We start from the raw sequence: 14,235 nt of genomic DNA on the forward strand, positions 1-14,235 counted from the left end.
CGTTTAATTGAGATTCAAGCTGTGTAAGGCAAAAAATCAGTTACAGCTTAGTGCATTACCCAGATTCCGCCGGCCAATACGGAGAGAACCGTGATAAACGTTTGATACACCACATCCATAATGAGATTTCCGATACTGTCTCCATCTGCCTTGCGATTTTTAATCATGACATAAGTATGAGACCAAAGACCACTTAATCCGTATATGTACATCGTTACCAATACACCAACCCAAAAGTTCCCTTGGAACCAGATGGCCATAATCCCCATAACTCCAAGCCCTACCTGGGAAAAACCGTATTTAACCTGAAATGGTCCACCAGGCCATCCTAACATTTTGGCTGTCTGATCCGCTCTGGCAATGTTGACAACATAACCAATCACTCCAACCAATCCAAACGTAACCACAAACTGATGAAGCAGCAATACTCTGCTAATCTCGCTCATTTCTCCGGGAAAACCTAACACATATAGGTGTACTCCCCCTGAAATTAGACCTAACAACCATAGAACCAAAAACCACATGCCTGTCCCACTCCCGCCGTTTGTTATTTGGAATCATTTGTAACTAAATGTACAATCTTGTAGATACACACATTATATAATCGCTTTTACATTTGTCAATTCATACATAATTTTCTATTTTGTCGAAGCTTTTGTCATTTTTATTCTTCTGTACGCAAACAAGAAAACCATATAGTTCCATTTAACTTGAAAATAATAGGAATTTAGCCCTATTATTACATTAAAAGGTTTGAAACCTACTTCTTTTTTAACGCTTCAAAAGAACCACAACTCATTTATTTGACATGGGTGATAGTTCAATTATCATCTGTTTGATCATCTACGATTACAGGATAACAGCAACGATCAATTAACCTATGATATAAAAGAATTGACATCCGATCACTTTGTAACTATTATAGTTACAACGGTGGTGATTATCCCATGAGACAAATCAGCAGTCGCTTTTCCATTGCGGTTCATACCCTGTCCCTGATCGCTGTTATGCCCAATGAATGCACCGGAGATGTGATCGCGCAGAGTGTGAATACTAATCCCGTGATTATTCGGCGGATTATGTCCAAGCTGAAACAGGCTGGTCTGATTGACGTCAGACCCGGTGTGGGCGGTGCTTCCTTGTTGAAAGATCCGGCCGACATTACCCTTCTTGATGTATATCGAGCGCTTGAGGTCGTGGAGGATGGGGAATTGTTTAACTTTCACAAACATCCGAATCCGAAATGTCCGGTCGGCAACATGATTGAACACACCTTGCGTGCCGAACTTATTGAGGCTCAGACAGCCTTGGAACAGCGCTTGAATCGTGTAACCATACAGCAGATGATGGATCAGATTCATGTCTCTGAATAAAAAAGCTCATTATGAGCTTTTTTTAACCCTTTCGTTGTAATCACACCTGTTATAACAATTTTGATTACATCCATATGCAACCAACAACACATATCATAGGAGGAAAAGAAAATGAAAATTTTGGTTACTGGCGCCACAGGTCATTTGGGTTCACTGGTTGTAGAGGCATTGTTAAAAAACAATTCTGCCAAGGATGTGGCAGTAAGTGTACGTAATCCAGAGAAAGCGGAAGCACTCCGCACTCAAGGCGTTGACGTCCGTCACGGTGATTTCGATCAACCGGAGACTTTAGCGAAAGCTTTTGCCGGTGTAGACCGTCTGTTGCTCATCTCGACTGATGGTGACAATGAAACGCGTATTCGCCAACATCAGGCTGCAATTGACGCTGCCAAGAACGCAGGCGTGGGTTTCATCGCTTATACAAGCGTTGTGAATGCAGAGAAAAATACCCTTTCCCTGGCGGAAGTTCACCGCGCTACAGAAAAAGCTATTCGTGAATCCGGCATTCCGTATTCCTTCCTGCGCAACAACTGGTACCTGGAAAATGAAGCAGGCAGTGTGCAAGCAGCTACCCAAGGTGCGCCTTGGGTTCATGCCACCAATAACAGCCAAGTAGGCTGGGCTACCCGCAGTGACTACGCCCATGCTGCAGCAGCTGTACTCGCAGGCGAAGGGCACGAGAATACCGTATATGAATTGTCCGGCAAACTACGCACGCAAGCTGAACTGGCTGCCATTGTTGCTGAAGTGCTTGGACAGGAAATCAACGTGCAAAACGTAGACGATGCCGCTTACGCTGACATCATGAAAGGTGCAGGTCTACCAGACTTTGTCGTATCGATGCTTGTTGATATGCAAAGTGCCATTCGTGAAGGCGCACTGGCTGTAGAAAGTGACACTTTAGAGAAATTGCTTGGCCGTCCGGCTCAACCACTTAACGAAGGTATTAAAGCAATTGTAGGCAAGTAAGTTTTGGATATGAGAAAGGGACACACCAACAAGTGTTGGATGCGTCCCTTTTTTTGTGTAGCTAACGATCAATACAACGGTATACAACTTGAACGGAAGACTGCACATTCAATCCATTCATTGCGACTGTTGCAAATCGAGATAGGTATTTATGCTTTCCACAACAGTTCATCACTCATTGCTCACCAGTCACTGCTCAAGAATATAACGTGCAGGAATGTGATCGGCCAGCCAGATATTTTCGTTTCCATGATAAAAGAGGATTCCGTCTGTGGCCGCTTGAGCAGCATTGATTTTCAAAATGACAGGCTGATCATCTCGTCTTCGTCCCACCTGATTGGCCGTATCGATATCTGCGGACAGATGTACATATTGCCTTTGCCGCGGCTGTAAGCCATGTTCCATAATAGAATGCACTGCGCGTGCCGGGGTCCCATGGTACAGGGTTTCGGGTGGCTCAGCAGATATCTTCGATATCTTATGAGGTGTCGAATGTCCATACAATGCCCGGATGCGGCCAGAACGGATTTCATGTCTCTTTTTCTCCGAGGCTTGAATCATCTGCTCCAGATCGGCTTGCGTGACTTCCTTCCACTGCGGACTTTCATGTAAAGCCACCAGCAATTGCGAGATTTCCACCCAACCCTCTTCGTCCAGTTCCAGCTCATACTCCCAAGGTGCATGTCGCAGAGCGTAGGAGAGTTCCTTGCTTAATTTCATCAGATCCATTGCAATCATCTCCCACATCTAATAAAACCGTCTATTTTTGCGATTGAACCGCTGTTAAAATCTCCTGAATGTTACGTTCCAGCCCTTCATCATCTTCCTGATTGAATTGACGGTGTCCATCAATCCCACGTTGGATAATCGTATTCATCACCAGATGAACCTCACGATCGGAAGCCACCCGAATCAGATCATCGGCAAAATCAACCGCCTGCTGCTCACTGTAGTTAAACGGCTTAATCAGCATCCGAATGCTCAAGGCATGGGCCTGCGGCTCCGCCAGCTGATCCCGATTAGTGATGCCATACACCGCGCCAAAACCAAAAGCAGCCATGACCTGACGCTCCAGTTCTGTCGTCTGTTCCAAAGGCGTGCCAATCAGCTCACATATTTTGTCCACCATCTGCTCCAGCTCGTTTGCTGCCGCAGCCAGAATTACGTCATTAATATCGTCAGCCTTGATAAATTCAGTCATATTGGTTTTCTCCATTTCTGCACCGTATTTGATCCATTCTCTCAGACGCTATGAGAACATTGTATCGGAGTTGGGGTGTTCGTTTCAAATTCATCTATAGGTGGAGCTGTTAATTCCGGCATGATTCATCGTTTGGCTCACTCCAAGATGAACTCCATAAAGTACACTAATAAATAATAAAAAACCAAATCTCCTGATTTAAAAGTCGACTTGGTTTATTTTTTTGTATGAATATGCTCATCTAGCATACCAATTTATAAAAGAGGTGTTATAACTCAAGCCATCTCATGTTGCTTTTTCGGCTCCACTTCATAGACCTGTGTATGTTCATTCTCGGCCAAAGACCATTCCACCGTTCCAGGTTTACGCACTTTCCACACCCAGGCTTGAACTCGCAACGAGCTTCTGACCCAGGCTAAGGAGGCACAGCGTTTCTCAGAACGAACCGTCAACCCCCAATGAATAACACGAGCAAGCCAAGGATTCACATACTCATTATGTGAGCGAACAGATGGCAATTCATCCTGGAACAACCGCTGTTTCACGTCCATAGGGGGTTGCCCGCATGTCCAATAATGGAGCAGAGCTGCCAAACTATAGATGTCCGACATCGGTCCCTGACTGGATTTCTCTGAATAGAACTCCAGCGGAGAATAACCTGCCGATGTAAATATCACCTGTTTCTCTCCGGATTGCATAGGCCAACGGGTAGCTGAGCCAAAGTCCAGAAGTTTGGGTGTACCATCTTCCATAACCATAATGTTGGAAGGTTTCACATCCCGGTGAAGAATGCCTTGTTTATGTATATAATCCAATGTATCCACCAGTGGAAGCAGCGTCTCCGTTATGAAGGCAGCATCGAGAGCATGATTGTGTTCATTCAGATACTCGGTCAATGTGATTCCCGTGCAGTATTCCATAACCAGATACCCCGTATCATTTGCTTCAAAATGATCCAAATACGAAACAATATGAGGATGGTCCAGTTTCGATAACAGTTCACCTTCGAGCAGAAATACAGCCAGTAGCTCCTGATATTGCCCACCGTATCCTCGTGAAGAACAGAACACTCTCCGCTTGTCTGCCTGACGTTCAGCCAGTCTCTGTGGGAAAAATTCCTTAATGGCTACTTTGGCACCCGTGTTACGATCCCGCCCTGCATATACAATAGCCAACTCACTGCTGGCTAATACCTGTCTTACCTGATATGTATCATTTATAATCACATTGCGCTGCAATGCCATTTTACAATTGTCTTTTCTCATAACGGACCTCTTTTCAACCTTGTCGATCGGAAGACTTTCCGCGTAAATGCATCATTTGGTTCAACCAGTCAGCAATTCATCGCCAACTATACATATAAACCAAATGATGCAATTTGAAACAGCTTAACGCGAAATATTTAAATATTAATGATATCAAGCCTTCTACGATCTTCTGCTAATCCCTATCCACACTATTCTATAGAAGAAAAGCATTCTCTTATATAGAGTATCGACAGATGGATGTAATTACTTTATTAAACTGGAGAAAAACATTTCTCTTCCATCATTTGCAGCTTTTATTAATAATTATTCTGTAAAAAACGTCCGATTTCCTCGTTCATCTGAACCAATACGTCCTGTGAAGGAAAATGTCCTGTATCATACTTGATGGCTTGCACATTCGCAATAATCTTTTGAGCCCGTTCAATACACTTATCCGCAGGGAAAAAGACATCCTTCTCCCCTACCAACAACAAGGTTGGTGACGTATAATTCACCAGTTCTTCTCGCTCCGTGAGCTTGGGCATATCCATCTCCAAACTGACGTGTTTGAAGATTTTGCCGATAATAATTTTATCCATTTCTTTCATGCAGTTGCAAGACATGGTGTCCGTAATTTTTTGCAAAGAAGTTGGTGAAGAAGTCATGCGGTACTTCACGAGTGGAAGAACGATATCCTGAGCGGCTTTCATTTTGGAGCCGACGGCCAGACCTGCCGGAGCGACCAATACGGAGCACGCAATCCGTTCTGGAATATAGGTAGCCAGCCTAAGGATAATTCCTCCTCCAAACGAGGGACCGATAAACGCACTTTTTTCAATTTTGTAATGGTCAAGTAAATCAGAAACCCATAATGCGAAACTATCAAATCGTGCCGAGATGCGGGCTTCCTCACTATAGCCGGGATGACCAATCGTATCAGGAGCAATAATCCGGTATTCCTTAAATAAGGAAGAGAACCAGGACAACGTCATCGGATTCACACAATTACCACCTTGGAGAATAAATAACGGCTTGCCATCTAGAGGACCCGTCAGTAAAACATGCGTCTTGCCAAAACGTGTCTCTACATACTCCCGAGTAAATTTCTCACCCAACTCGTTCAAATAAATCTCATACTCTTCAAGTATGCTGCTCTTGCCTTCTTCACTTCTATAAATGGAACTCATGTCTGCCTCCTGCAATATATACTCAAATAACCCATTCTATTAAAGGGACTTGCTAATCAATGGACCAAAAAGATAAAGAGGGCCTGCAGATGACAGGCTCCTCCATATGTTTAACGAATCATATTCAGATGATTATAGAGCGGAAACTGGAAATTGTAAATATCGATTCTAATAGACAAGAAATAAAGGAGGCATCCTTTGGAAAAATACCTACTTCCGGCCGTAATCTGCCTTGATTTCTCCCCACTGCTTGGTCTGCCATTTTAGCACTTTATTGCTGTACGTATTCGTCTGGAGCCACTGCTCCGCCCGATCAATCATCAGCCAGATCTCTTCCGTGGAGTTGTCCCGTGCTAATGTCGTGGCTACTTTTTTCTGCTTTAGCCATTTCATGGCATTGACTGAGTCGGTATACACCGTTTTGGTACTGCCTTCTTTCTTCAGATGTGCGAGGGCATGCACAATGGCCAAAAATTCCCCCAGATTGTTCGTGCCTTTGGAGATCGGTCCAACAGAGAAAATAATCTCACCGGTGCGGGTGTCCACCCCTTTGTATTCTACAGGTCCAGGGTTACCACGTGTTCCAACATCAACAGAGATGCTGTCGTAATCCACTTCCTCCGACGTTTCCATGCCTGCACTTCTTCCGCTCCCAGCCGACTTCGTTTTCGACGCTCCACCTGCACTTGAACCCCAGTTCCCTTTCCATCCCGCACGATACGCTTCTTCTGCGGCTGCTTTGGACTCATAGGATTTATATTTTGCTCCAGTATAATGATCCGTCTGCGCTTTGCAATCTGCCCATGTGTTATATACACCAGGCTTCTTACCTTCCCAGACAACATAGTATTTCTGTTTCGCCACTGTGACCCGCTCCTTTGTTCACTTCATCAATACCCTATTGTATACGATCCGGTGGGCGGAATGAAAGCAATGGATTCAGCCAACTGCATAATTCCTCCATCTCCAGAACAGCCTAAGAAGCAAAGAGCATACTGGAATAGAAAGGAATACACCTTATGGACTGGATATGGAAATCTGTTTTACTTGTACTTGTCGGCATGATCCTGCTGCGAATTGCAGGACGCAAGTCAATCTCACAGATGAGTGTGGTTACAACGGTCATCATGATCTCCATCGGAACAACGATTGTGCAGCCCATCGCAAATCATGAACTTGGTAAAGCGATTGGATCAGCATCGGTATTCATTGTGACATTGCTTGTGGTGGAACAACTGCAATTGAAATTTAATTTTTTTGAACGGCTCATGAGTGGCACTTCCAAAATCGTGGTAGAGGACGGGAAGGTCATTATCCCGAATCTGAAACGTATGCGTTACACGATGGATCAGCTCGAGATGCACCTGAGGAAGGAAGGTATTACGAGTGTGGACGATCTGGAGACCGCAACGGTGGAACCCAATGGTCAACTCGGTTATGTTCTGAAACGACATGCTCGTCCCGTGACGATTGGAGATCTGGAAGAGATCCTACGAAGTTATGCAATTACAGGTAGTAGCCCAGCAACGGGAGAACACCCTCAACAAGACAACAGCAACAAGTCTTCAACGCATAGTGATAACTCCTCAGATATTTTTCAAGAAGTCAGCAAAGGTGCTCATGCTCATCCCGTTGATCCTAAGCTTCAATAGATACGCCCTCCCCTCCAAAAAAAGACCGCACCTATGAGCACTTATCAACAGGGCTCAAAAAGGTACGGTCTATGTTCACTTCAATTGGTTATTTCGAAAGATTGCTCCAGGTCATCCAAACGAAGATATAGTCCTAATCAACGTGTACTAAGATAAGCGATGCCCAAACCACCCGTAACCGGGTTCTTATAGATTTCACAATCTACATCGAATACCTCACCAATCATCTCACGAGTCAGAATATCAGCCGGTTTGCCATGGACCACAATCTGGCCCTTTTTCACCACATAGAGATAATCGCAATATTCTGCGGCGAGTTCGAGATCATGCAGCGCTGCCAATATGCCAATGCCGAGTCCACGGACAATATTTAGAATCTGAAGCTGGTATTTGATGTCCAGATGGTTCGTCGGCTCGTCCAGGATCAGGAATTGGGGTTGCTGTGCCAGGACACGTGCCAAGACCACACGCTGTTTCTCTCCACCAGACAGAGACACGTAATTACGATCAGCGTGTCCAGTCAGATGTACTTTTTCCAAAGCCTGCTCGACGATTTCATGATCCCGTTCATTATCCGTCTCCAGCATTTTTTTGTGTGGGGTACGGCCCATCATGACCATTTCGCGTACTGTAAAATCAAAACTCAATTCATTAAACTGGCCAACAACGCCCATATGTCTGGAAACAAGTTTTGGACTGGATTTGAGAATATCGGTATTGTCCAGAAAAACCTTGCCTTGCTGCGGTTTGATCACTTTATAAATGCTCTTGAGCAGCGTTGACTTGCCACAACCATTGGGTCCGATCAGTCCAACGAACTGTTTACCGTTCACCTGTAATGAAATATCCTTGATGATGTCCGTGTTCAGCACAGAGATGGATATATTTTCTACGTTCAGCTTCATGGTTAATTTCCTCCAAAACCGTAGCCTTTTTTGACCAGCATATACATAAACATTGGTGCACCAATCATGGCTGTAATAATACCGATTGGCAACTCCACGCTGGATATGAGGGATCGTGCAATAACATCCGTCCAGATGAGGAAAATAGCTCCAAACAGCACGGATACAGGCATCACTTTACGATGGTCGGAACCCACGAGACCTCTGACAATATGCGGAATAATGAGGCCGACAAAACCAATCATGCCACAGCTCGCCACCATAACTCCTGTCACTAAAGCAGTTAACAGCATGTACAGTCTGCGATACACACTCAGATTAATGCCCAGCGTAACCGCTGCTTCATCCCCTAACAACATCGTATTAAGAACTCTGGACTGTAAAAGGAAGAATAGAATCGCCACCAGCACAACGATACCCACGAGTGGAAGCTTGTTCCATCCGGAAGCCGCCAGGCTGCCCATGGTCCAGAACGTCACCGTTTTGATGCCTTCAGCATTGTTAGCAAAATAAATAATAAAGTTCGAAAAAGCGCTGCATAACGCGTTAATCACCATTCCGGCAAGCACCAGCTTGACCGACGTCATTTTCCCCCGAATCCCTGCCAAAGTCAGGACCAGCAAGGACGCACCCATCGCACCGGCAAAGGCCCAGAAAGCCACCCCCGTCTGACCTAGCCACCCAATCGCACCGAAACCAATAAGAATTGCAAAGGTTGCTCCAAGAGAAGCACCTGAAGATATACCCAGTATGTAAGGATCAGCGAGCGGATTCTGCACAGCAGCCTGCATAACAGCACCGCACAAGGCCAAGCCTGCACCGATAAACATCGCCATCAGCACACGCGGGAAACGAATCTGCCAGATAATATCGGTAAAGGAACCTGCCTCAATGGGTGTTGTCCCCCACTGAAATCCCGTTAATTTGGTTAAAAGAATACGATATGACTCCGCCAGCGGAATACGAACCTGTCCAATGGAAACTGCAATACCTACGGATATAAGCGTAATCATGATTAAAGCTGCAATCAGTAAAGCAAACCCGGATTTACTATGAATCAGAGACTCTCTTTTCCCCATACGCTGTGTCTGAACCTGAACCGTCTGTGCCATCTCTTCCCCCATCAATTCACGTAAAATGTAGAACAAATTAAATTTAGCTATTTACAACGTGTTTTCTCGGATTATAATTGAGAATGATTATCTTTGTCAATTTAAAACACATAGAAAAGGGGTTCATCATTTAATGAAATTCACATCCAGAACCATTGGCTTTGCTGCTCTAAGTCTCCTGTTACTGCTGCTTGCAGCCTGTTCGAATGCTTCAACTTCTTCCCCTGCCGAAGAAACAACTTCAACAACTAACACGACAGAAACTTCAGCTTCTGCTGAGAATACAAATAAAACGACGTACCCGCTTACCATTGAGAATTTCACGATCTCGGGCGAAGGTGGCGAGTGGAAACCCAAAGTGCAAGTATTCGATAAAACACCTGAACGTGTTGTTGCGAATACTCAATCTGCGGCTGAGATGCTCATCAAATTGGGTCTGACCGATAAAATGGTCGGTGTCGCTGCTCTATACGGTTCCGTTACACCGGATGTTGCTGATGATTTCGCCAAAATCCCGGTACTATCCAAGGATTATGTAGGTAAAGAGCTGGTTGTAGGCGCAAGCCCGGATCTGGTACTCGGACGGGGCGACCTGTTCGCTGATGCAGACTGGGGCGTAGGTACCGTCGATGGATTGAATGACATGAATATCCGTACGTTCCTGCAAACGACGAATCACAAAGGCTCACTCCATAGCCTGTATAGTGATATTGCACAACTTGGACAGATCTTCGATGTTCAAGAAAATGCTGCAACTTTCACGGAAAGTCTGAAGACTCGTGTTGCAGCCATTAAGGCAAGTGTAGCCGATCAGCCTGAGCATACTTTTGCCTACATCGTACCTGCTACGGAAGACACCATTACGGTAAGCAGCATGCAAAATGATACGTATCAGCTTGATGCACTTGGCCTGTTGAAGCTGAAAAATACGTTTGATGGTGTGCAAGGTGAGGTAAGTGTTGAGCAACTGATCACAGCGAATCCGGACTACCTGCTCTTGTCCGCATATGCCGGTTCACCGGATATCGATAAGCTAATTGAGAACCTATATGCCAACCCTGCCCTGCAAAGTATGAACGCAATCAAAAATAAACAAATCTATGTCACAGACTTCAGCCAGTTCTGGGGTTATGGATATCAAATTCTGGATGGTATTGAGAAAATGGGACAGGAAATGAAAGCAAATCCGATGAAGTAATGACTTGAGCCAATGAGCAGGAGAAGACATTCTCACTGCTCTTTTTTTATACCGCGCATGCAATAAACGATGGATCAAAGCTTGACATTAGTTTGATAACAAACTATATTACACGTATGAAAACAAGAGACGCTATTTCACTCATATCCAAAATTAAAGAGAAGGTTAACCGCTTTATCCTGGCCGAGATGGCTGAGCAGGGAATCCAGGATCTCGCTACGTCCCATGGGGATATTATCTATGCCCTGTACAATAATCACAGGATGACCATGGCTGAAATCGCCAAAAAAATTGGCAAGGATAAATCCACGGTGACTGCACTTGTGGACAAATTGGTGCGGACAGGATACGTCGTTAAGGAGCGTGATGCAACAGATTCACGAGTTGTTCATGTGGCTTTGACTGCAAAAGGCGAACAATTAAAGCCAGTCTTCGAAGAGATATCACAGCGCATGCTGGACGTGTTTTATGCGGACGTTACGGAAGCGGAGAAAAAAGAACTGTTGCGAATTTTAATGAAAATTCATAGCAACTTCTAATTTTTTTTGGAGAAATAGTTTGATATCAAACTAATATTTTAGAGGAGGTTTTTGGTATGACGGACTACACTCAATTATTACCGGAACATGGGGTAAAGAAGATCGGAGAACATGATTTACACTTGGAAATATTCAAAGGAACCCCGCCTCATGACGAAAAAACAACGATCAAGAAGCCCCCACTGCTGTTCGTTCACGGTGCATACACAGGCAGCTGGATGTGGAGCAAATATATCCCCCACTTTGTCCAGCACGGTTGGACCTGTTATGTCATGAACCTGAGAAGTCACTACAAGAGTCGGGTCATGGATATGACAAAGATTACGTTTGACGATTATTTGGAGGATATTCGTGAAGTGTTAGCCGAGTTCAACGAGCCTCCTGTTCTCATTGGCTTTAGCATGGGTGGGATTCTCAGTCAAAAGATTGCAGAAACCGTTACTCTGGCAGGCCTGGTTGTGATCGACGCCAGTCTGAGCAAGGAAGTCCATGAGCTAATCCCCTACCCTGAAAGTAATCGTATCACACCGGGGATCATCATTCCTGCACCTGTCCGTGATGAAGAGACCGGTATAGATGAGACGGCAGATGACATTGCTTTTCAGCGTAAATATCTTCAGATGGAGTCTGCGAAGGCATTTAGCACATTTTCCGTGATGTTTGGAGCAGATGGCGGTGTATCCATTAATGGCGACCTGATCCATTGCCCCAGTTTGGTGATTAAGGCTGTTTCCTGTGAAGACGAAGATCAGAGAGGCAAATTAACTGCCAAACAGCTGGATGCTGAATATGCCGGACTGTGGGATACGACCCATACAGGTTTACTGGTAGGCCAACGGTACAAGGAACCTGTCGATATCATCCTTGAATGGATGAACAGACAGTTACCCTTTGAATTAACGGAAAAATTCACAAATTAAAATAAATACCATGTTAAAACCTCCCTCTTACCTTTAATCCTGTATGCAAAAGTTTGATTTTTTCAGATAAGCTTATATGCATAGTTCTGGATAGGATTAAAATATAAGAAATGAGGTTTTATTCATGACCGCTCACACATCCCTCCCAAACCAAAGGGAGCTACCTTCCATATCTTCAAAACGCCTTCCGTGGGCTGGGCTTCTTGCATTAGCCATGGCGGGATTTATTTGCATCCTCACTGAAAGCCTGCCTGCGGGACTGCTGCCGCAAATTGCAAAAGACTTGGGGATCACAGAAGCCCTCACCGGACAATTGGTGACTCTTTATGCCATTGGATCACTTGTTGCTGCCATTCCCTTGACTGCTGCTACACGTGGATGGAGACGCCGACCTCTTCTGCTGGTATGCATTAGCGGTTTTCTTGTCTTTAATACCGTTACTGCCTTATCCTCAGATTATATCCTGACACTTGCTGCTCGTTTCATGGCGGGAGTCTCTGCGGGTGTGTTATGGGGAATGACAGCAGGTTATGCTCGTCGGATGGTCCCGGATTCGTTAAAAGGTAAAGCCATGGCTGTGGCTATGGTCGGCACACCGGTAGCATTAGCCCTGGGTGTTCCAATCGGTAGTTTTCTCAGTTCTTATGTCGGCTGGCGCCTCATCTTCGGGATTGTATCTCTTCTGACCGTAGCTTTAATCGTATGGGTTCTCTGGAGAATGCCGGATTTTGCCGGAGAGCCAGCTGGTGAACGTCTTCCGCTGCATAAGGTGTTTTTAATTCCGGGAGTTAGGCCTATTCTGTTTGTTGTTCTGGCCTGGATGCTTGCCCATAATATCCTTTACACCTATATTTCTCCCTACCTAGCCCAGACCGTATTTGCTAACAGAGTAGACTTGATTTTGCTCATTTTCGGTATTACTTCCATTGTTGGAATTTGGTTAACCGGAATGCTCATTGACCGATTTTTGAGGAGATTAGTAATCATTAGCTTGGCAGCATTCGCTCTCGCGTCTGTCGTGATGGGAATCGGTACTCATCAACCTATGATTATTATCCTTGGCATCATGATCTGGGGAATTACGTTTGGTGGGGCTGCCACGCTACTACAAACTGCCATTGCTCAAGCCGGAGGCAAAAGTACAGATGTCGCCCAATCGATGCTGGTTACAGCATGGAATCTGGCGATTGGCGGAGGAGGCATCATCGGGGGCATCCTTCTTGAAGTATTTGGAGCAGGATACCTTTCTGGGGCGCTGTTTATCTTGCTTATTCCTGCGTTGCTTGTAGCTATGCGTGCTTATAAATATGGATTTACCAGAGCAAATTAACAGGAAGGCATTTTTCATGAGTTACACGCAGGAGGAAAGAGGAGTTCACTTGATGTGGACTCCTCTTCTGTTTTTCATTTTAAAGACCAGAATCTTATTCTGCCTGTGCCAGCAAATTTGGTCCTTCCACGAGATTCTTATGTGCAATTGGAGAAGACATGGTGATTAAAGTCATGTACGTACCGTACGGATCACACTTGTTCTGAAACTCCTCGAGTCCCTGAATGGTATCTGTGAGGATTTTCAGCAAGTAATTGTACTCTCCGCTTATCCGATAACATTCCACAACTTCAGGTGACGCACGACAGAAATCCAGGAAAGGATAACAATCCCGCGTACGAAAAAGAACATAGGCTGTGCTCTGCTTGCCCAATTTGGATGGGGAGATTACGGTTCGATATTCCTCGATAATTCCCTTTTCTTCCATTCGTTTGACTCGTTCAGTAACGGCGGGCTGAGATAACCCCACCAATTTGCCTAGTTCGGTCATGGATAATCTCGCCTGATTCTCCAAGTGATACAGAATATGCTGATCTATTTCGTCCATGTGATCCACTCCTTTAAATACATAAGATATATTCAGAAATTACCTTAAGTATATT

16 protein-coding genes are annotated in these 14,235 nt (G+C 44.9%); 7 read left to right on the top strand and 9 right to left on the bottom strand.

Translation table 11 applies throughout. The annotated features are described in order from the left end of the window. Positions 1-47: 47 nt before the first annotated feature. Positions 48-524, bottom strand: coding sequence for a DUF6790 family protein (locus MKY66_RS21530; protein WP_026080959.1), 477 nt, complete (start codon positions 522-524; stop codon positions 48-50). Positions 525-947: 423 nt separating this feature from the next. On the opposite strand from MKY66_RS21530, the gene MKY66_RS21535 reads away from it, so the two are divergent. Further along, the gene (locus MKY66_RS21535; RefSeq protein WP_076214219.1) at positions 948-1,373 is read left to right on the top strand and encodes an Rrf2 family transcriptional regulator; all 426 of its coding nucleotides are present in this window, start codon (positions 948-950) and stop codon (positions 1,371-1,373) included. A gap of 111 nt (positions 1,374-1,484) precedes the next feature. Further along, positions 1,485-2,342, top strand: coding sequence for an SDR family oxidoreductase (locus MKY66_RS21540; RefSeq protein ID WP_076214216.1), 858 nt, complete (start codon positions 1,485-1,487; stop codon positions 2,340-2,342). Between the two features lie 189 nt (positions 2,343-2,531). Here MKY66_RS21540 and MKY66_RS21545 read toward each other — a convergent pair whose 3' ends face one another. The 5 genes from MKY66_RS21545 to MKY66_RS21565 all read right to left on the bottom strand — a co-directional run bounded on the left by MKY66_RS21545 (position 2,532) and on the right by MKY66_RS21565 (position 6,841). After that, positions 2,532-3,071: an RNA 2'-phosphotransferase gene (locus MKY66_RS21545; RefSeq protein ID WP_076214213.1), complete on the bottom strand. Its 540-nt coding sequence runs from the start codon at positions 3,069-3,071 to the stop codon at positions 2,532-2,534. 31 nt (positions 3,072-3,102) lie between these two features. Beyond that, a complete protein-coding gene (gene imm48 / locus MKY66_RS21550) occupies positions 3,103-3,558 on the bottom strand; it encodes an Imm48 family immunity protein (RefSeq protein WP_339805854.1) in 456 nt (151 codons plus the stop codon). Between the two features lie 260 nt (positions 3,559-3,818). Beyond that, positions 3,819-4,808: a serine/threonine-protein kinase gene (locus MKY66_RS21555; RefSeq protein ID WP_076214207.1), complete on the bottom strand. Its 990-nt coding sequence runs from the start codon at positions 4,806-4,808 to the stop codon at positions 3,819-3,821. 299 nt (positions 4,809-5,107) lie between these two features. Next, complete coding sequence (locus MKY66_RS21560) at positions 5,108-5,977, bottom strand: alpha/beta hydrolase (protein WP_076214204.1); 870 nt, start codon at positions 5,975-5,977, stop codon at positions 5,108-5,110. A gap of 210 nt (positions 5,978-6,187) precedes the next feature. After that, complete coding sequence (locus tag MKY66_RS21565; RefSeq protein WP_076214201.1) at positions 6,188-6,841, bottom strand: ribonuclease H family protein; 654 nt, start codon at positions 6,839-6,841, stop codon at positions 6,188-6,190. A gap of 155 nt (positions 6,842-6,996) precedes the next feature. Between MKY66_RS21565 and MKY66_RS21570 the strand changes: the two genes are divergently transcribed. Further along, entirely contained in the window at positions 6,997-7,629 is a 633-nt protein-coding gene (locus tag MKY66_RS21570; RefSeq protein ID WP_076214198.1) for a DUF421 domain-containing protein, read from the top strand. A 137-nt stretch (positions 7,630-7,766) separates the two neighbouring features. Here MKY66_RS21570 and MKY66_RS21575 read toward each other — a convergent pair whose 3' ends face one another. Together MKY66_RS21575 and MKY66_RS21580 are read right to left on the bottom strand one after the other, a co-directional pair. Continuing rightward, complete coding sequence (locus tag MKY66_RS21575) at positions 7,767-8,534, bottom strand: ABC transporter ATP-binding protein (RefSeq protein WP_076214195.1); 768 nt, start codon at positions 8,532-8,534, stop codon at positions 7,767-7,769. 2 nt (positions 8,535-8,536) lie between these two features. Continuing rightward, the gene (locus MKY66_RS21580) at positions 8,537-9,613 is read right to left on the bottom strand and encodes an iron ABC transporter permease (protein WP_218639204.1); all 1,077 of its coding nucleotides are present in this window, start codon (positions 9,611-9,613) and stop codon (positions 8,537-8,539) included. A 166-nt stretch (positions 9,614-9,779) separates the two neighbouring features. Between MKY66_RS21580 and MKY66_RS21585 the strand changes: the two genes are divergently transcribed. The 4 genes from MKY66_RS21585 to MKY66_RS21600 all read left to right on the top strand — a co-directional run bounded on the left by MKY66_RS21585 (position 9,780) and on the right by MKY66_RS21600 (position 13,633). Continuing rightward, positions 9,780-10,844 (top strand): ABC transporter substrate-binding protein, encoded by a 1,065-nt coding sequence (locus MKY66_RS21585; RefSeq protein WP_076214190.1) that lies wholly within the window; start codon positions 9,780-9,782, stop codon positions 10,842-10,844. Between the two features lie 116 nt (positions 10,845-10,960). Then, positions 10,961-11,383, top strand: a complete 423-nt coding sequence (locus tag MKY66_RS21590; RefSeq protein ID WP_076214342.1) for a MarR family transcriptional regulator — start codon at positions 10,961-10,963, stop codon at positions 11,381-11,383. A gap of 56 nt (positions 11,384-11,439) precedes the next feature. After that, positions 11,440-12,303, top strand: a complete 864-nt coding sequence (locus MKY66_RS21595) for an alpha/beta fold hydrolase (RefSeq protein ID WP_076214187.1) — start codon at positions 11,440-11,442, stop codon at positions 12,301-12,303. Positions 12,304-12,427: 124 nt separating this feature from the next. Further along, positions 12,428-13,633: an MFS transporter gene (locus tag MKY66_RS21600; protein WP_076214184.1), complete on the top strand. Its 1,206-nt coding sequence runs from the start codon at positions 12,428-12,430 to the stop codon at positions 13,631-13,633. A gap of 94 nt (positions 13,634-13,727) precedes the next feature. Here MKY66_RS21600 and MKY66_RS21605 read toward each other — a convergent pair whose 3' ends face one another. Then, positions 13,728-14,180 (bottom strand): Lrp/AsnC family transcriptional regulator, encoded by a 453-nt coding sequence (locus MKY66_RS21605; RefSeq protein ID WP_017687134.1) that lies wholly within the window; start codon positions 14,178-14,180, stop codon positions 13,728-13,730. Positions 14,181-14,235: the final 55 nt, after the last annotated feature.

Origin of the sequence: Paenibacillus sp. FSL R5-0766, from assembly GCF_037971845.1 — a bacterium.
Classification (GTDB): domain Bacteria; phylum Bacillota; class Bacilli; order Paenibacillales; family Paenibacillaceae; genus Paenibacillus.